General features: G+C 72.6%; 15 protein-coding genes. 12 read left to right on the top strand and 3 right to left on the bottom strand.

Features of this window, described 5'->3' with window-relative positions; all coding sequences use genetic code 11:
• The first annotated feature begins 241 nt into the window (after positions 1-241).
• A complete protein-coding gene (locus ACZ7KF_RS01535) occupies positions 242-1,069 on the top strand; it encodes an enoyl-CoA hydratase family protein (RefSeq protein ID WP_471068194.1) in 828 nt (275 codons plus the stop codon).
• Positions 1,070-1,076: 7 nt separating this feature from the next.
• A complete protein-coding gene (locus ACZ7KF_RS01530) occupies positions 1,077-3,344 on the top strand; it encodes a bifunctional salicylyl-CoA 5-hydroxylase/oxidoreductase (protein ID WP_471068191.1) in 2,268 nt (755 codons plus the stop codon).
• Positions 3,345-3,369: 25 nt separating this feature from the next.
• Here ACZ7KF_RS01530 and ACZ7KF_RS01525 read toward each other — a convergent pair whose 3' ends face one another.
• Both ACZ7KF_RS01525 and ACZ7KF_RS01520 read right to left on the bottom strand, forming a co-directional pair.
• Entirely contained in the window at positions 3,370-4,182 is an 813-nt protein-coding gene (locus ACZ7KF_RS01525) for a PaaX family transcriptional regulator (protein ID WP_471068189.1), read from the bottom strand.
• Positions 4,183-4,197: 15 nt separating this feature from the next.
• Positions 4,198-5,790, bottom strand: a complete 1,593-nt coding sequence (locus tag ACZ7KF_RS01520; protein WP_471068187.1) for an AMP-binding protein — start codon at positions 5,788-5,790, stop codon at positions 4,198-4,200.
• 336 nt (positions 5,791-6,126) lie between these two features.
• Here ACZ7KF_RS01520 and ACZ7KF_RS01515 point away from each other — a divergent pair, with 336 nt between their 5' ends.
• From ACZ7KF_RS01515 to ACZ7KF_RS01505, 3 genes are all read left to right on the top strand, one after another.
• Entirely contained in the window at positions 6,127-7,257 is a 1,131-nt protein-coding gene (locus ACZ7KF_RS01515; RefSeq protein ID WP_471068184.1) for an acyl-CoA dehydrogenase family protein, read from the top strand.
• Positions 7,254-7,652: a RidA family protein gene (locus ACZ7KF_RS01510; RefSeq protein WP_471068182.1), complete on the top strand. Its 399-nt coding sequence runs from the start codon at positions 7,254-7,256 to the stop codon at positions 7,650-7,652. The genes ACZ7KF_RS01515 and ACZ7KF_RS01510 overlap by 4 nt, the downstream gene beginning before the upstream one ends.
• A 147-nt stretch (positions 7,653-7,799) precedes the next feature.
• Positions 7,800-8,225, top strand: a complete 426-nt coding sequence (locus tag ACZ7KF_RS01505; protein WP_471068180.1) for a DUF6299 family protein — start codon at positions 7,800-7,802, stop codon at positions 8,223-8,225.
• Between the two features lie 271 nt (positions 8,226-8,496).
• Here ACZ7KF_RS01505 and ACZ7KF_RS01500 read toward each other — a convergent pair whose 3' ends face one another.
• A complete protein-coding gene (locus ACZ7KF_RS01500) occupies positions 8,497-9,309 on the bottom strand; it encodes a GntR family transcriptional regulator (protein WP_471068178.1) in 813 nt (270 codons plus the stop codon).
• Between the two features lie 302 nt (positions 9,310-9,611).
• On the opposite strand from ACZ7KF_RS01500, the gene ACZ7KF_RS01495 reads away from it, so the two are divergent.
• The 7 genes from ACZ7KF_RS01495 to ACZ7KF_RS01465 all read left to right on the top strand — a co-directional run bounded on the left by ACZ7KF_RS01495 (position 9,612) and on the right by ACZ7KF_RS01465 (position 18,057).
• Positions 9,612-10,889, top strand: a complete 1,278-nt coding sequence (locus ACZ7KF_RS01495) for an extracellular solute-binding protein (protein ID WP_471068175.1) — start codon at positions 9,612-9,614, stop codon at positions 10,887-10,889.
• A 131-nt stretch (positions 10,890-11,020) separates the two neighbouring features.
• Positions 11,021-12,019: a carbohydrate ABC transporter permease gene (locus tag ACZ7KF_RS01490; protein ID WP_471068172.1), complete on the top strand. Its 999-nt coding sequence runs from the start codon at positions 11,021-11,023 to the stop codon at positions 12,017-12,019.
• A complete protein-coding gene (locus tag ACZ7KF_RS01485) occupies positions 12,016-12,846 on the top strand; it encodes a carbohydrate ABC transporter permease (protein ID WP_471068170.1) in 831 nt (276 codons plus the stop codon). The genes ACZ7KF_RS01490 and ACZ7KF_RS01485 overlap by 4 nt, the downstream gene beginning before the upstream one ends.
• A gap of 8 nt (positions 12,847-12,854) precedes the next feature.
• Positions 12,855-14,366 (top strand): glycoside hydrolase family 3 protein, encoded by a 1,512-nt coding sequence (locus ACZ7KF_RS01480; RefSeq protein WP_471068167.1) that lies wholly within the window; start codon positions 12,855-12,857, stop codon positions 14,364-14,366.
• Positions 14,367-14,522: 156 nt separating this feature from the next.
• Positions 14,523-15,542 carry a phytanoyl-CoA dioxygenase family protein gene (locus ACZ7KF_RS01475; protein ID WP_471068164.1) on the top strand — a complete coding sequence of 340 codons (1,020 nt, stop codon included), beginning with the start codon at positions 14,523-14,525 and terminating at the stop codon, positions 15,540-15,542.
• On the top strand, positions 15,527-16,870 hold the full coding sequence (locus tag ACZ7KF_RS01470) for a DUF6271 family protein (protein WP_471068161.1): 1,344 nt from the start codon (positions 15,527-15,529) through the stop codon (positions 16,868-16,870). The genes ACZ7KF_RS01475 and ACZ7KF_RS01470 overlap by 16 nt, the downstream gene beginning before the upstream one ends.
• Complete coding sequence (locus ACZ7KF_RS01465) at positions 16,867-18,057, top strand: type III PLP-dependent enzyme (protein ID WP_471068158.1); 1,191 nt, start codon at positions 16,867-16,869, stop codon at positions 18,055-18,057. The genes ACZ7KF_RS01470 and ACZ7KF_RS01465 overlap by 4 nt, the downstream gene beginning before the upstream one ends.

Below are 18,057 nucleotides of genomic sequence, written 5' to 3'. Positions count from 1 at the left end.
GACCGTCGTCGGGCTTCGCCCGGGACCTCCGCCCCGGTACCGGGCGGCTTACCCGCCCGAACCCCCCGCCTCGCGCGTGCGCGCCCACTGTTACGGCGCTGTCGCCGACCGGTGACCGATGTGACCTTCTCGGCCGAACGGACGCAGCCATGTCGCGTGCCCGTGACGGTAGTCACAAACAAGTGATAACTTCGTGGGACAGAGCAACGTACGGCACCGCCGCCCAAGGAGGCCGCACGTCATGAGTCCCTTCACCGGCTCCGCCGCCCGCACCGCCGACTGGGCCCACCTGCGGGTCCGGACCGACGACGGGGTGGCCACCGTCACGCTCGCCCGCCCCGACAAACTCAACGCCCTCACCTTCGGCGCCTACGCCGACCTGCGCGACCTGCTCGCCGAGCTGTCCCGCGAGCGCTCGGTGCGCGCTCTGGTGCTGGCCGGCGAGGGGCGCGGCTTCTGCTCCGGCGGCGACGTGGACGAGATCATCGGCGCCACCCTGTCCATGGACACCGCCCAGCTGCTCGACTTCAACCGGATGACCGGCCAGGTCGTCCGGGCGATCAGGGAGTGCCCGTTCCCGGTGATCGCGGCTCTGCACGGGGTGGCCGCGGGCGCCGGAGCGGTCCTCGCCCTGGCCGCCGACTTCCGGGTCGCGGACCCCTCCGCCCGCTTCGCCTTCCTCTTCACCCGGGTCGGCCTGTCCGGCGGCGACATGGGTGCCGCCTACCTGCTGCCCCGGGTCGTCGGCCTCGGCCACGCCACCCGTCTCCTCATGCTCGGCGACCCGGTGCGGGCCACCGAGGCCGAGCGCATCGGCCTGATCAGCGAGCTGGCCGAGGAGGGGCGGGCGGACGAGACGGCCCGCGCGCTGGCCCGCCGGCTGGCCGACGGCCCCGCGCTGGCGTACGCCCAGACCAAGGCCCTGCTGACGGCCGAGCTGGACATGCCGCTGGCGGCCGCCGTCGAGCTGGACGCCTCGACCCAGGCCCTGCTGATGAACGGCGAGGACTACGCCGAGTTCCACGCGGCCTTCACGGAGAAGCGCCCGCCGAAGTGGCGGGGGAGGTGAGCCCCCGATGCGCGTGGCGATCGTCGGCGGCGGCCCCGGTGGCCTCTACGCCGCCGCCCTGCTGAAACGGCTGGACCCCGCGAGGGACGTCACCGTCTGGGAGCGCAACGCCCCGCACGACACCTTCGGCTTCGGAGTCGTGCTGTCGGACGAGACGCTGGGCGGCATCGAACACGCCGATCCCGTCGTCTACGAGGCCCTGCGGCAGGACTTCGTCCGCTGGGACGACATCGACATCGTGCACCGGGGCGCCACCCACCGCTCCGGCGGCCACGGCTTCGCCGCCCTCGGCCGCCGCCGCCTCCTGGAGATCCTGCACGACCGCTGCCACTCCCTCGGCGTGCGGATCGACTTCCGGGCCGAGGCCCCGCACCCGGACGCCCTCTCCGCCGCGTACGACCTCGTCGTGGCCGCCGACGGAGTGCACAGCACCACCCGCGAGACCTACGCCCCCGTGTTCCGCCCCCGGGTGACCGAACACCGCTGCCGGTACATATGGCTCGCCGCCGACTTCGCCTTCGACGCCTTCCGCTTCGAGATCGCCGAGACCGAGCACGGCGTGATGCAACTGCACGGCTACCCCTACGCGGCCGACGCCTCCACCGTCATCGTCGAGATGCGCGAGGAGGTCTGGCGGGCGGCCGGGCTCGACGAGGCCGATCCGCGGGAGTCCGTCGAACGCTGCGGCAAGTTCTTCGCGGACGCGCTGCGCGGTCGCCCCCTGCGCTCCAACAAGTCGGCCTGGACCACCTTCCGCACGGTGGTCAACGACCGCTGGTCGCACGGCAACGTCGTCCTCCTCGGTGACGCCGCCCACACCGCCCACTTCTCCATCGGCTCCGGCACCAAGCTCGCCGTGGAGGACGCCCTGGCCCTCGCCGCCTGCCTGGCGGAACACCCCGACGTCCCCGGCGCGCTGGCGGCCTACGAGGAGGAGCGCAAGCCCGTCGTCGCCTCCACCCAGCGGGCCGCCCGGGCCAGCCTGGAGTGGTTCGAGAACCTGCGGCTGTACCTCCGCCAGCCGCCCGGCCAGTTCGCCTTCAACCTGCTCACCCGCAGCCGCCGTGTCACCCACGACAACCTCCGGCTGCGCGACCCCCGTTTCACCGGGGCCGTGGAGCGCGAGTTCGGCTGCGCGCCCGGCACGCCCCCGATGTTCACGCCGTTCCGGCTGCGCGGCCTGACCCTGCGCAACCGGGTGGTCGTCTCCCCGATGGACATGTACTCCGCCACCGACGGCATCCCCGGCGACTTCCACCTCGTCCACCTCGGCGCCCGCGCCCTCGGCGGGGCCGGCCTGGTGATGACCGAGATGGTGTGCGTCAGCGGGGAGGGCCGGATCACCCCCGGCTGTGCCGGGCTGTACACCGGTCGGCAGGCCGAGGCGTGGCGGCGTGTCACCGACTTCGTGCACCGTCAGGCGCCGGGCACCGCGATCGGCGTGCAGCTCGGGCACTCCGGCCGCAAGGGCTCCACCAGGCTGATGTGGGAGGGCATGGACGAGCCGCTGCCCACCGGCAACTGGCCCCTAGTCGCCGCCTCCCCGCTGCCGTACAGGCCGGACGGCCAGATCCCGCGCCAGCTCTCCCGGGCCCAGCTCACCGACATCCGCGAGCAGTTCGCCGCCGCCGCCTGGCGGGCCGCCCGGGCCGGTTTCGACCTGCTCGAACTGCACTGCGCCCACGGCTATCTGCTCTCCGGCTTCCTCTCCCCGCTCACCAACCGGCGCACCGACGCCTACGGCGGCTCGCTGGAGCGGCGGCTGCGGTTCCCGCTGGAGGTCTTCGACGCCGTGCGCGGGGTGTGGCCGGCCGAGCGGCCGATGACCGTCCGGATCTCGGCCACCGACTGGGCGGAGGGCGGGACGACCGCCGAGGAGGCCGTCGAGATCGCCCGCGCCTTCGCCGCGCACGGTGCCGACGCCATCGACGTCTCCACCGGGCAGGTGGTGGCCGAGGAGCAGCCGGAGTACGGGCGGTCGTACCAGACGCCGTTCGCCGACCGGATCCGGCAGGCCGCCCGCGTGCCCGTGATCGCGGTCGGCGCGATCTCCTCCTGGGACGACGTCAACTCGCTGATCCTCGCGGGCCGTACCGACCTGTGCGCGCTGGCCCGCCCCCATCTGTACGACCCGCACTGGACCCTGCACGCGGCCGCCGAGCAGGGCTACGAGGGCCCCGGCGTCACCTGGCCCGCGCCCTACCGGGCGGGCAGCCGCCGCCCGCGCACCGGGCGCACCGACGCCCCCAAACCCCGGCTCACGCTGGGGAGTTGAGGCGACCTGTCGGCCGGGCCCGGCGTCACAGTCCCGCGAACTCCGCGCCGGCGTCCCGCAGCCTCTCGTGCAGGCGCCGGAAGACCGCGGCCGAGCGGACGCCCGGCCAGTCGGCCGGCAGGAGGTGGGTGGGCAGGCCCGGATCGGTGTAGGGGAGGTGGCGCCAGGAGTCCAGGGCGAGGAGGTAGTCGCGGTAGGCGTCCTCGGGCGGGGTGCCCGGACGGCGCTCCCAGATGTGCAGCACGGGCGCGTGCGCGTCCAGGAAGCGCTCGTGCTCCTTGGCGATCGCGGTCAGGTCCCACCAGCGGGCCACCGCCTCGGCCGTGGGCGCGAAGCCGAGGTGCTCGCCGCGGAAGAAGTCCACGTACGGATCCAGGCGCAGCCGGCGCAGGGTGTGCTCCGTCTCCTCGTGGAGGCGGGCCGGGGCGATCCACACCCCCGGCGCCGCGGTGCCGAAGCCCAGGCCGGCCAGCCGGGAGCGCAGCACGTGCCGCTTCTGCCGCTCCGACTCGGGGACCGAGAACACCGCGAGCACCCAGCCCTCGTCGGCCACGGGCGCGGCGGCGTAGATGCGCCGGTCGCCGTCGTCCAGCAACTGGCGAGCCTCCGCCGACAGCTCGTACCCGGCCGCGCCGGACTCCGTGCGGGCCGGCACCAGCAAGCCGCGCCGCTTGAGCCGGGACACCGAGGAGCGCACGGAGGGCGCGTCCACGCCGACCGCGGCCAGGAGCCGGATCAGTTCGGCGACGGGCAACGGGCCGGGCATGAAGCGGCCGTACGCACCGTAGAGCGTGACGATGAGGGACCTGGGGGCGTGCTGCTCGGACACGTTGATCATTTTAGGTCGTCCGCATCACTGCTGGTCACCATCGGTGCGCAGCAGGAACCGCTGGAGTTTGCCGGTGGCCGTGCGGGGCAGCGCGTCGAGGAAGACGAATGCGCGCGGACATTTGTAGGGCGCCAGTTCGCAGGTGAGGAAGGCGCGCAGCGCGTCCGCGTCCCGCCGGGCTCCGGGGCGCAGCACCGTGTACGCGACGACCACCTGGCCGCGGGCCTCGTCGGGGCGGCCGACGACCGCCGTCTCGGCCACGTCGGGATGGCGCAGCAGCGCGTCCTCGACCTCCGGCCCGGAGATGTTGTAACCGGCGGATATGATCATGTCGTCGGCGCGGGCCACGTAACGGAGGTAGCCGTCGGCCTCGCGGACGTAGGTGTCGCCGGTGATGTTCCATCCGCCTCGGACGTACTCCCGCTGCCGTGGATCGGCGAGATAGCGGCAGCCGACCGGTCCCCGCACGGCCAGCAGGCCGGGCTCGCCGTCGGGCACGGGCGTGCCGTCGGCGTCCTGGACGCGTGCCTGCCAGCCCGGTACCGGCAGCCCCGTGCTTCCGGGCCGGATCTGCTCGTCGGCGGCGGAGATGAAGATGTGCAGCAGCTCGGTCGCGCCGATGCCGTTGATGATGCGCAGGCCCGTACGGTCCAGCCAGGAGCGCCAGGTGGCCGCGGGCAGGTTCTCGCCGGCCGACACGCAGCGCCTGAGGGACGAGACGTCGTGCCCCGCCAGGTGGTCCAGCATGACGCGGTAGGCGGTCGGCGCGGTGAAGAGGATCGAGACGCGGTGCTCGGCGATGGCCGGGAGCATCTGCCGGGGCCCCGCCTGTTCGAGCAGGAGCGTGCTGGCCCCGGCCCGCAGCGGGAAGATCACCAGACCGCCGAGGCCGAAGGTGAAGCCGAGCGGGGGACTGCCGGCGAAGACATCGTCCTCGTGGGGGCGCAGCACATGTCCGGAGAAGGTGTCGGCCGTCGCCAGCACATCCCGGTGGAAGTGCATGCACCCTTTCGGGCGACCCGTGGTGCCGGAGGTGAACGCGATCAGGGCGACGTCGTCGGCCGCGGTGTCCACCGCGGGGTAGGGGGTGCCGGGGGCCGGGCGGCGCAGCAGGTCGTCGGGTGTGTCACCGCCGTACGTGGTGATCCGCAGCCCGGGTATCGCGGCCTTCGCCAGGTCGTCCACCGTCCGGATGTCGCACAGCGCGTGTCCCACCCGGGCCATCGCGCAGATGGTCGCCAGTTCGTGCGGGCGCTGCTGGGCCAGCACGGTGACCGCGACCGCGCCCGCCTTCAGCACGGCGAGCCAGCAGGCGGCGAGCCAGGGCGTGGTGGGGCCGCGCAGCAGCACGCGGTTGCCCGGGACCACGCCCAGGGAGCCGGTGAGCACGTGCGCGATCCGGTCGACCCGGGCGCGCAGTTCGCCGTACGTCCAGGTGGGGCCGGCCGGGGTGCGGAACACCGGGCGGGCCGGGTCGGCGTGGTCCAGCAGTTCCGCGGCGCAGTTCAGCCGATCGGGGTAGCGCAGCTCCGGCAGGTCGAAGCGCAGCTCGGGCCATTCGTGCGGCGGGGGCAGATGGTCCCGCGCGAAGGTGTCGACATGGGCCGAGAGATGCATGGCGGTGCGCCCCCTTGCCGTGACAGACGTCCGGACGGGCTTCCTGGTGGGCTCGCGCTCCCCCAGAGGGGGGAACCTCAGCGTATCGTGTTGGTGACGGCAGTCAACTGTGCGCGATAACGTCGGTGGGAGGGACAGCGGGGCCGACCCGGGGAAGTACCGGGGAGGGCGCCGTGGTGGCCGCCCCGACGGGCGGGGGACGGCCGCGGCGGCCGTCCCGGAGCATTCCGGGGCTGCCGTGGGCGCGTCCCGGACGGTGGCGGGGACGGCCATGGCGGCCGTCCCGGAGGCATGGTGGGGACGGTCGTGGCGGCCGTCCCGGAGGGAGGGCCGGCTGTGTCCGCATTCTCGCTCGGACCGGAGCAGACCGCCTGGTGTGCCGAGCTGCGCGAGCTGGCCGCCCGACGGCTGCGCCCGCTCGCCGACCGGGGCGAACCCGGCCGTGTCAACCGGCCGCTCCTGGCCGAACTCGGCCGCCTGGGACTGCTCGCCCGGCTGTTCGGCTCCGGCGCGCTGGACCTGTGCCTGATGCGGGAGTCCCTCGCCCAGACCTGCACCGAGGCGGAGACCGCCCTCGCCCTGCAGGGGCTGGGCGGCCACCCGGTGCACGCGCACGGCACCCCGGCCCAGCGCGAGCGCTGGCTGCCCCGGGTCGCCGACGGCAGCGCGGTCGCCGCCTTCGCGCTGAGCGAGCCCGGAGCCGGATCGGACGCGGCGGCGCTGGCCCTGGCGGCCGAGCCGGACGGCACCGGCTGGCGGCTCACCGGCGCCAAGTGCTGGATCTCCAACGCCCCCGAGGCCGACTTCTACACCGTCTTCGCCCGCACCACACCGGACAGCAGAGCCCGCGGGGTGACCGCCTTCCTGGTCCCGGCCGACCGGCCCGGACTCACCGGCGGTGCGCTGGAGATGCTCTCGCCCCACCCCGTCGGCACCCTCGACTTCGACGCCGTGCCCGTCACCGGCGCCGACGTGCTCGGCGCACCCGACCGCGGCTTCGCCGTCGCCATGGGCACCCTCAACCTCTTCCGCCCCAGCGTCGGGGCCTTCGCCGTCGGCATGGCCCAGGCCGCGCTGGACGCCACCGTGGACCACACCCGCCGGCGCAGGGCGTTCGACGGCACGTTGCGGGACCTCCAGGCCGTGTCCCACCAGGTCGCCGAGATGGCCCTGCGCACCGAGGCGGCCCGGCTGATGGTGTACGCGGCGGCCTCGGCGTACGACGGGGGAGCGGACGACGTGCCCCGGCGCGCCGCGATGGCCAAACTGCTCGCCACCGAGACCGCGCAGTACGTCGTGGACACCGCCGTCCAGCTGCACGGCGCCCGTGCCCTGCGCCGCGGCCACCTCCTCGAACACCTCTACCGCGAGGTGCGCGCCCCCCGTATCTACGAAGGTGCCAGCGAGGTCCAGCGAGGCATCATCGCCAAGGAGCTGTACGCCACGGCCGAGAAGGAGACCCGGTGACCACCGAGCGCGTCAACCCGCCCGAGCTGTCCCCGCCCACGGGCTTCTCGCACGCCGTCGTCGCCGCCGGGTCCCGGGTGGTGTTCCTCGCCGGCCAGACCGCCCTCGACGGAGACGGCAAGATCACCGGCGACACCCTGCCCGAGCAGTTCCGGCGGGCCCTCGGCAATCTCCTCGCCGCCCTGCGCGCGGCCGGCGGCACCCCCGCCGACCTCGCCCGGGTCACCGTCTACGCCACCGATGTCGCCGCCTACCGCGCCCACGCGCGCGAACTGGGCCGGATCTGGCAGGAGTCGGCGGGCCGCGACTATCCGGCGATGGCGGTCGTGGAGGTCGTACGGCTGTGGGACGAGCGGGCGCTGGTGGAGCTGGACGGGTTCGCCGTACTGCCGTAGCCGGCGGGCCCGCTCGGGCGGCGCGTCCGCCGTGACCGGACCGGACGGGGCCATGACGCGCCACCGATGGGGTGACGGTCACGTCCCCCGGCACGGCCGCCGGGTACGAGTGGGAACCCTCGACCCTCTGGACCCGGGAGGTATCCCATGCCCGTACGCCCCGCCCTCGCCACGGCTCTCGGCGCCGCCGCGCTGCTGTGCGCCGCCGCCGGCCCGGCCGTCGCCGACCCCGCCGAGACCATCACCGTCGACTCCGCCGGCCGGCTCACGCCCGACGGCACCGTGCTGCTCTCCGGCACCTACCGCTGCACCGCCGGCACCGGACCGGTGCTCATCAGCTCCTCGGTCAGCCAGAGCGACCCCGGCCTCCGGCACGGCATCGGCGGCAGTGTCGCGCAGTGCGACGGCGCCGAGCACCGCTGGGAGAACTCCGGCAAGGCGGACCCGGAGAAGCTGAAGGCGGGCAAGGCGCATGTGGAGGCCACCCTCACGGAGCTGCGCCCCTCGGGCATCCTGCTGCTGCCGAACTTCCACGCGGTGACGGACCGGGACGTCAAGCTCGCTCGGAAGTGACCCCGGGGACCGCCGTCCGGCCCTTTGCCGAAGGGGCCGGACGTCCGTGTTTCCGGCGGCCCGTCAGGCGCCCCGCTCCCGCGTGCCGTCGCTGACCGGGGCGTGGCCCGTCCGGCCGGCCGGACGCGCTCATGCCGCCGGGCCGTGGGCCGTCGCGTCCTGTGGGTCGTGGGCCGTCGCGTCCTCGGCCGCCGCCGCTCGCCCCGCTGCGGACGGCACGGTGCGGGTGGCCCGGCGTTCCGGCCGCGGCCCGCGGGCGGAGACCTCCGGTTCAGGCGTGGCTCAGTTCGTCCGGCGGGGCCGTCGTCCGCCGGATCACCGTGGTGCCCGGCCGGTGCAGGGCGGCGACGAACTTGTAGCGGGAGCCGCGGTAGACCGAGCGCACCCATTCCACCGGGTCGCCCTCCGCGTCCCGCGAGTGCCGGGACAGCAGCAGCATCGGCAGCCCCACGTCGGTGCCGAGCAACTGCGCCTCGCGCGGGGTCGACAGCGAGGTCTCGATGGTCTCGTCGGCCTCGGCGAGATGGACGCCGTACACCTCGGCGAGCGCCGTGTACAGCGAGGGGCAGGTGGCCAGGGACCGGCGCAGGCCGGGGAAGCGCCGCACGGACAGGTGGGTGGTCTCGATCGCCATCGGGTCGCCGCTGGCCAGCCGCAGCCGCTCGATGCGCAGCACCCGCTCGCCGATCCCGATGCCGAGCAGACCCGCCAGCTGTTCGTCCGCGGGGATCTCCCCGATGTCCAGCGTCTGCGAGGCGGGGGTGAGGCCCTGGGCGCGCATGTCCTCGGTGTGCGAGGTGAGCTGGAGCGTGCGGTACAGCTTGGGCTGGGCGACGAAGGTGCCCTTGCCCTGGATCCGGTCGAGCCTGCCCTCGCCGACCAGTTCCTGGAGCGCCTGCCGGACGGTGGTCCGCGAGGTGTCGAAGCGGACGGCGAGCAGACGTTCCGCGGGCATGGCCGAGCCGGGCTGCAGCGCATCGGCCATGCTGAGCAACTGCTGCTTGATCCGGTAGTACTTCGGCACGCGCGCGGTGCGGCCGGATGCCCCTCTGTGCGGCTGGGCGCTGCTGACGTCGGTGGTCATGCCTGCCTTCCCGGCTGTGTCGATGGGCTCCCGTTATAGCGACCAACTGCCCTATGGTCTAGTCCAACTGAACGGGCCGGGGCGAAAGGGATGGATCCGGACGGACGCGCTCCGGTGACTTTCTCGTAACGGCCGGGACCGGCTTTCCGAACCACCCTTGACACTCCAAAAGGTCTAGGCCAAGCTCCACCGTACTGGTCTACACCATTAGTGGCCAGGTCCCGAGCCCTACGTGCAACAGCGTCGTACGCAGGTCACCGCCGAGGGCGTGGGGGGTTAGTGGCATCCCTGAGGAGGGTGGCGTGAAGCGCAAGCTTGCGGCCGCGATCGTGATCGCGGGCATGATGGTCTCCGTGTCGGCGTGCGGCGGGGACGACGACGACAGTGGCAAGAACGCGGGACCGGACAGCTTCAAGGGCCAGACCCTGACGGTCTGGGCGATGGACGGCTCCACGCCGGACCAGTGGGTCAAGGACGTCACGGCGGCCTTCGAGAAGAAGACCGGCGCGAAGCTGAAGTTCGAGACGCAGAAGTGGGACGGGATCCAGCAGAAGATCACCACCGCCCTCTCCGAGTCCACCCCGCCGGACGTGCTGGAGGTCGGCAACACCCAGACCCCGGCCTACGCGGCCACCGGCGGCCTCGCCGACCTGAGCGACCTCAAGACGGAGATCGGCGCCGACTGGACGCCGTCGGTCTCGCAGTCCTCGGTCTTCGACGGCAAGCAGTACGCCGCCCCCTGGTACTTCGCCAACCGCGTCGTCATCTACAACAAGAAGATCTGGGCCCAGGCCGGCATCAAGGACACCCCGAAGACCCGGGACGAGTTCTTCAAGGACCTTCAGACCATCGACAAGAAGACCGACGCCGAGCCCCTCTACCTGCCCGGCCAGAACTGGTACTTCTTCGACGGTCTGATCATCGGCCAGGGCGGCGACCTGGTGAAGAAGGACGGCGACAAGTACGTCTCCAACCTCGGTGACCCGAAGGTCGCCAAGGCCATGGACATCTACAAGAAGTACGCCGCCTTCTCCAAGGCCCCCAAGGACAAGGACGAGGCCACCCCGCAGCAGGCGGAGATCTTCGCCAAGGGCAAGACCGGCGCGTTCATCGGCATGGGCTGGGAGGCCGGTACGGCCGTCACCGCCAACAAGGCCATCGAGAAGGACCTCGGCTACTTCACCATCCCGGGCGAGACCGCGGACAAGCCCGAGGGCGTCTTCCTCGGCGGCTCCAACCTCGCCGTCGCCGAGGGCAGCAAGAAGCAGGCCCTGGCCAAGGAGTTCCTGAAGATCGCCCTGTCCGACCAGTACGAGGGCGAACTGGCCAAGCTCAACGGCGTCATCCCGAACAAGCAGTCCCTGGAGTCCAACCTCAAGGGCAACGCCGTCGCCGAGGCCGCCGCGCCCGGTGCCGCGGCCGGTGGCACCACCCCGCTGATCCCCGAGTGGGGCGCGGTGGAGAACAACCCGAACCCGATCAAGTCCTACATGACCGCCGTGCTCAACGGTAAGTCCCCGGCGGACGCCGCCAAGCAGGTCGAGGGCGACATCAACAAGCGCCTGGCCCAGCAGAACTGATGGCCGCGCCGGGGGCGCCCCGCGGGGCGCCCCCGGCACACCTGTGCCGTCGTACGGCCCCGGACGCCGTGCGTACGGCCGAGGAAGTCGTTCGTACGGCCTTCGTACGGCCACGGAAGAGATGACAACGCATGTCAGTGCAGACCGAAGGCACGGACACGGCCGGGGAGCCCGCTGTCCGCAAGGCCCGGGTGCCGGCCCCGCCGCGAGGTGACGGCCACACCGTCGGGGCACCCTCCCGGCGCCGCGCCGCCGCCCCTTACCTGCTCCTGCTGCCCGCGCTGCTGGCCACCGTGGTGCTGCTCGGCTGGCCCCTGGTCAAGAACGGCCTGCTGTCGTTCCAGAACCTCAACGCGCGACAGCTCATCCAGCACCTCACCGAGTGGAACGGCGTCGACAACTACCGGGAGGTGCTGACCGGCGGGGACTTCTGGCGCGTCGTCGAGCGCTCCGTCGTCTTCACCGCCGTCAACGTCGTACTGATCATGGCGCTCGGCACCCTGATCGGACTGCTGCTCGCCCGGCTCGGCAAGAAGATGCGGCTGCTGCTGATGCTCGGCCTGGTGCTCGCCTGGGCCATGCCGGTCGTCGCGGCCACCACCGTCTACCAGTGGCTGTTCGCCCAGCGCTTCGGCGTCGTCAACTGGGTGCTGGACAAGCTCGGCTGGCACTCCATGGCCGACCACAACTGGCTCCAGACGCAGTTCTCCACCTTCGCCGTGGTCACCCTGCTCATCGTCTGGCAGTCCGTGCCCTTCGTGGCGATCAACCTCTACGCGGCCACCACGACCATCCCCCGGGAGCTGTACGAGGCCGCCTCACTGGACGGCGCCGGCGCGTGGAAGAGCTTCAGCTCGGTGACCATGCCCTTCCTGCGGCCGTTCCTGCTCGCGACGACCTTCCTCGAAGTCATCTGGGTCTTCAAGGCCTTCGCCCAGATCTTCGCGATGAACGAGGGCGGCCCCGACCACCTCACCGAGACCCTGCCGATCTACGCCTACGTCGAGGGAGTCGGCAACCAGCACTTCGGTGTCGGCGCGGCGATCTCCTTCCTGACCATCCTGGTCCTGCTCGTCATCACCTCGTACTACCTGCGCCTGGTGCTCAAGCAAGAGGAGGACGAGCTGTGAAGCGCTCGCTCTTCGGCCGTATCTGGCCCAACGCGACCGCCGTCGTCCTCTTCGTCGGCTTCGCGTTCCCCGTGTACTGGATGTTCGCCACGGCCTTCAAGCCGACCGGTGACATCATCTCCGACGACCCGGTGTGGTTCCCCACCCACGCCACCCTCGACCACTTCAAGAAGGCGATCGACGCCGACCACTTCTGGACCCTGGTGGTCAACTCCGTCACCGTCACGGTCCTGTCGGTCGTGTTCTCGCTCGTCATCGCCCTGCTCGCGGCCTTCGCGCTCGCCCGGATGCGGTTCAAGGGCCGGCGCGGTCTCATCGTGACGTTCATGCTGGCGCAGATGGCTCCCTGGGAAGTCATGATCATCGCCATCTACATGCTCGTCCGTGACAACGACATGCTGGACAGCCTGGTCCCGCTGACCGTCATCTACATGATGATGGTGCTCCCGCTGACCGTCCTGACGCTGCGCGGCTATGTCGCCGCGGTGCCCAAGGAGCTGGAGGAGTCGGCGATGGTCGACGGCTGCACCCGCCCCCAGGCGTTCATCAAGGTGATCTTCCCGCTGCTCGCCCCCGGCCTGATGGCGACCTCGCTGTTCGGCTTCATCACCGCCTGGAACGAGTTCCCGCTCGTCCTGATCCTCAACAAGGACGTCGAAGCGCAGACCCTGCCGCTGTGGCTGTCGCAGTTCCAGACCGCCTTCGGCGACGACTGGGGCGCCACCATGGCCGCCTCGTCCCTGTTCGCGCTGCCCATCCTGATCCTCTTCATCTTCCTGCAACGCAAGGCTGTCAGCGGTCTGACCGACGGCGCCGTGAAGGGATGACGCCCCCGATGACCACCATCGCCACCGCCGCGTCCGACGGCGGATCCGCCGCGGGCGACACTCTCACCCGGGACGCCCTCGCCGTGCTGCAGCCCGGGTTCGACGGCACCACCGCGCCCGACTGGGTGCGCCGCCGCCTCGGTGAGGGCCTCGCCTCCGTCGCCCTGTTCGGACGCAACGTCGTCAGCGAGGAGCAGGTCACCGCCCTCACCGCGCAGCTGCGCGCCGAACGGGACGACCTGCTGGTCGCCATCGACGAGGAGAGCGGCGACGTCACCCGCCTCGACGTGCGCACCGGCTCCTCCTTCCCCGGCAACCACGCCCTCGGCGCCGTCGACGACCCCGACCTCACCCGGGCCGTCTCCCGCGAACTGGGCCGGCGCCTGGCCGCCTGCGGCGTCAACTTCGACTGGGCGCCCTCCGCCGACGTCAACGCCAACCCGGACAACCCCGTCATCGGCGTCCGCTCCTTCGGCGCGAGCCCCGGCCTGGTCGCCCGGCACACCGCCGCCTGGGTCGAGGGCCTGCAGTCCACCGGCGTCGCCGCCTGCACCAAGCACTTTCCCGGGCACGGCGACACCAACGTCGACTCCCACCACGCCGTACCCCGCATCGACGTCGACGCCGACACCCTCTACGAGCGCGAACTGCCCCCGTTCCGCGCCGCGATCGCCGCCGGCACCCGGGCGATCATGAGCGCCCACATCCTCGTCCCGGCCCTCGACCCGGACCGCCCCGGCACCCTGTCCCGGCGCGTCCTCACCGAGCTGCTGCGCGGCGAACTCGGCTACCAGGGCCTGATCGTCACCGACGGCATGGAGATGCGCGCGATATCCGGCACCTACGGCCTGGAGCACGGCGTGGTCCTCGCGATCGCGGCCGGCGCCGACGCCATCTGCGTGGGCGGCGGACTGAACGACGAGGACACCGTGCTGGGCCTCCGGGACGCGCTGGTCGCCGCCGTCCGCTCGGGCGAACTGCCCGAGGAGCGGCTCGCCGACGCGGCGGCCCGGGTACGCGACCTGGCCGCCTGGACCGCCGCGGCCCGCGGCGACGCGGAGAAGACCCCGCCCGACCCGGAGATCGGCCTGATCGCGGCCCGCCGCGCGCTGACCGTGACCCGCGCCGGCACCGCCGCCCCGGTCACCGGACCCGCCTACGTCGCCCAGTTCAACCCGGCCCCCAACATCGCCGTCGGCGACCAGACCCCGTGGGGTGTCGCCGCCGAACTCCAGCGGCTGCTGCCCGGCACCGCCGCCGGCTCCTTCACCGGCGAGGACGCCGGCGCCGCCGTACTCGCCGCCGCCGGCGGACGCCGGATCGTCGCCGTGGTCCGCGACGCACACCGGCACGACTGGATGCGCTCCGCGCTCGACACCCTGCTCGCCGCCCGCCCCGACACCGTCGTCGTGGAGATGGGCCTGCCGCAGGCACCCCCGCGCGGCGCCCTGCACATCGCCACCTACGGCGCCGCCCGCGTCTGCGGTGTGGCGGCGGCCGAAGCCGTCCTCGCCGGCTGACCCACCCCCTTCCGGCCGCCCGCGCCCGCCGCGGGCGGCCGGCCTCCTTCCACATCAGGGAACCCGGTGGCCCTCTCGCGCCCCGGCGTATGCCACCGGCACATGTCTCACGTCCGACCCCAAGGTGCCGTCGTCCCGATCACCCGGAGTGAACGCATGCACGAGCCCGCCCCCTACCTCCACCGCGCGGCGACCGGCCGCCCCTACTTCAGCGCCGACGGCGAGACCTACCTCGCCCCCACCCCGCTGCGCGACATCGAGAAGACCCAGCCGCTGCGCGTGCTGTCCGAGGAGGACTTCGCCTTCTGGCAGACGTACGGCTACGTCGTCGTACGCGAGGCCATCACCCCCGGCGAGGCCAAGGGCCTCCTCGACTTCGCCTGGCAGTTCCAGGGACTCGACCCCGACCGCCCCGACAGCTGGTACGAGGAACCGCGGTTCCGCTCCGAACTCGACCAGCACCTCTACATCTACGGCTTCGTCGAGGCGTACCATCACCAGCTCATCTGGGACAGCCGGCAGAACCAGCGGGTCTACGACGCCTTCGTCGACGTGTGGGACAGCCCGGAACTGTGGGTCACCCTGGACCGGCTCAACCTCAACCCGCCCAACAAGCTGACCCGTTCCCGCTCCCTGATCGAGCCCACCGACGAGGGCTTCGACATCGAGCTGCACTGGGACGTCGACACCACCCTCGCCGTGCTGCCGCAGCGCGTCCAGGGCATCATCGCCCTCACCGACACCCGCCCCGAACTCGGCGGCTTCCAGTGCGCCCCGGAACTCTTCCGCCGCTTCGAGGAGTGGCGCCTCACCCAGCCGCCCGGCCGCGACCCCGTCCGGCCCGGGACCGACCGCGCCGAGTTCCCGGTGATCCGCCCCGACCTCCAGGCCGGCGACCTGCTGATCTTCAACGGGACGCTCGCCCACGGCGTGGCACCGAACCTCTCCGACAACGCTGTCCGGGCCGTCCAGTACCTGTCGATGATGCCCGCGCTGGAAGAGCACACCACCCTGCGCGACTCCCGCGTCCAGTCCTGGCGCACCCTCGCCACCCCCGACTGGAACGCCACCCTGCTCGGCGACGCCCGCGAACCGGAGGCCCTGCGCTACGGTCCCGCGACACTCGATCCGCTCGGCCGGAAACTCCTTGGACTCGACTCGTGGACCGCACCGTGAACCAGGCACCCGCCCCGCCCCGCATCTGCCTCGCCCTGCCCACCAACCGGGCCTGCGCCGCCACCATCACCGCCCTGCACGCCGAAGCCGACCACGCCGCCCGCCGGTTCGGCGCCGACGTCCGGCTGCTGATCCTGGACTCCGCCGACGACCGCACCCGGGCCGAGCACACCCGCACGGTCGCCGCCCTGCCCCCGCGGCCGGGGGTGAGCGTCCACCACCTCGGCGAGGAGACCCAGCGGGACTTCCTGCGCCGGGCCGTCCGGACGGCCGGCCTGCCCGAGCCGGACCGGCTGCTGCACCTCATGCTCCCGCCCGCCGTCTCCTACGGCGCCTGCACCAACCGCGCCTTCCTGCTCGCCGCCGCGCTCGGCTGCCACTCGGTGCACCGCCGTGACTCCGACAGCACCTACCAGGTCCTGGACGGCGAGTCCGTCTTCCCCGTCCACCACGAACTGCCCTGGCTGGGCCGCCCGGCCGCCGAGGCGTCGCCCGCCGTCACGCGCACGGACCTCGACCCCGCCCACGCCCACCGCCCCGTCTCCCTGGCCGGAGCCTCCTTCATCGGTGAACTCTCCGTCGACATCGGCGAGATACGGGACCTGGACGAGGGCGTCTACCAGGACGTGGTCGGCCTGTGGGCACCCGCCGACGCGTCACCGGAGCAGCGGCGCGACCTCGTCGAGGAGTCCTTCACCGGAGCGGGCACCGCCCCCTTCACCGGCGACCACTCCACCCTGGGCCTCGTGGACCCGATGCGGGTCGACATGTGCAACATCGCCTTCCACCGCGACGTCTACGAGCGGATGCCGCTGCCCCCGGCGACCGACACCATCGGCAGCGACTACTTCCTCATCCACCTGGTCCACGACGCCACGCTCCCCGGTATCCTGCACAACCGGCACATCGAGAACTTCTACACCCCCGAACGCCGCACCGACGCGGGCTTCCTGGCCTACCAGACCCGCTTCGTGAAGTTCCTGCTGTCGATGCTGTACTTCCACCACGTCTACGACCGGATGGCCGCCGAGGGCGCGCGGCTCCTCGACGACCACCAGCACGTACGGGCGGACCGGATCGTCGCGTTACTCCGCGACAGCACCTGGCTGGACCCCGCCGAGAACGTGTGGCGCCTGGACCGGGTCGACACCGCCTACCGCAAGCTGGGCGGCCGCTACGAGCGGTTCGCCGAGCGGCTCGCGGGACGCAGGGAACGGTTGCTGACCGAGGCCCGACAGGACATCGAGGACTTCGCCCTGCTCGCCGAGGCCTGGCCCGCGCTGGTCGACGCGGCCCGGCGGACCGCGCTCGCACCCGAGGACCGGTGACCGTGGAGATCAGCACGCGGCTGGCCACCGCACTGGCCACCGCCCCCGCCGACCGCCTCCTCTACGACCTCGACGGCATCGAGGCCCAGTACGACCGGCTGCAGGCCGAGCTGCCCGGCGTCCGGGTCCGCTTCGCGCTCAAGGCCTGCCCCGTGGACGACGTCCTGCGGTGCCTCGCGGACCGCGGCGCCGGCTTCGACGCGGCCAGCCCCGCCGAGATCGTGCAGGCCCTCGGCACCGGCGTCCCCGCGGACCGCGTCCACTACGGCAACACCGTCAAGTCCGACCGCGACATCGCCGAAGCCCACCGGCTGGGCGTCCGCGCCTTCGCCACCGACAGCGTCGAGGACGTCACCGCGATCGCCCGGCACGCCCCCGGCGCCCGGGTGTTCTGCCGCCTGGCCACCAGCGGGGACGGCGCCCTGTGGGGCCTGAACCGCAAGTTCGGCTGCGCCCCGGACGACGCCGTGCGCATCCTGGCCACGGCCCGCGCGGCCGGCCTCGTCCCGGCCGGCCTGTCCGTCCACGTCGGCTCCCAGCAGATGACCGGCGAGGCCTGGCAGCAGGCCCTGGACACACTCGCCGAGGTGCTCGTGGCACTGGACGGGCTGGGGATCGCACCGGACCACGTCAACCTCGGCGGCGGCCTGCCCGCGCTCGGCTACCTCGACCGGCACGGCCATCCCCTCGAACCGCCGCTGGACAAGATGTTCACCGTGCTCCGCGAGGGCATGGAACGCCTGACCGCGCTCACCCCCTCCCCCCTCGACCTCGTCATGGAGCCGGGCCGCCATCTGGTCGCCGACCACGGAGCCGTCCGCGCCCATGTCTCCCGGCTCACCCGGCGCCGGCAGCCCGACGGCACGGACGCGCACTGGCTGTACCTGAGCTGCGGCAAGTTCAACGGCCTGTACGAGATGGACCAGGTGACCCACCGGCTGGTCTTCCCCGGCCACCGCGACGCCACCGACCTCGTGCACGCCGTCGTCGCGGGCCCCACCTGCGACAGCGACGACGCCTACGGCGGCGGCCGGCACCCGCTGCGCGTCCCCCGCGCCCTCGCCTCCGGCGACCCGGTCTGGATCCTCTCCGCCGGCGCCTACGCGACGAGCTACACGACCCAGGGCTTCAACGGCATCCGCCCGCTGCCGTGCGTATGCACACGCGCCCCGGAAGGACACCACTGA

It is taken from the genome of Streptomyces sp. NPDC038200 (assembly GCF_055600785.1).
This window is presented reverse-complemented; position numbering and strand designations above follow the sequence as displayed.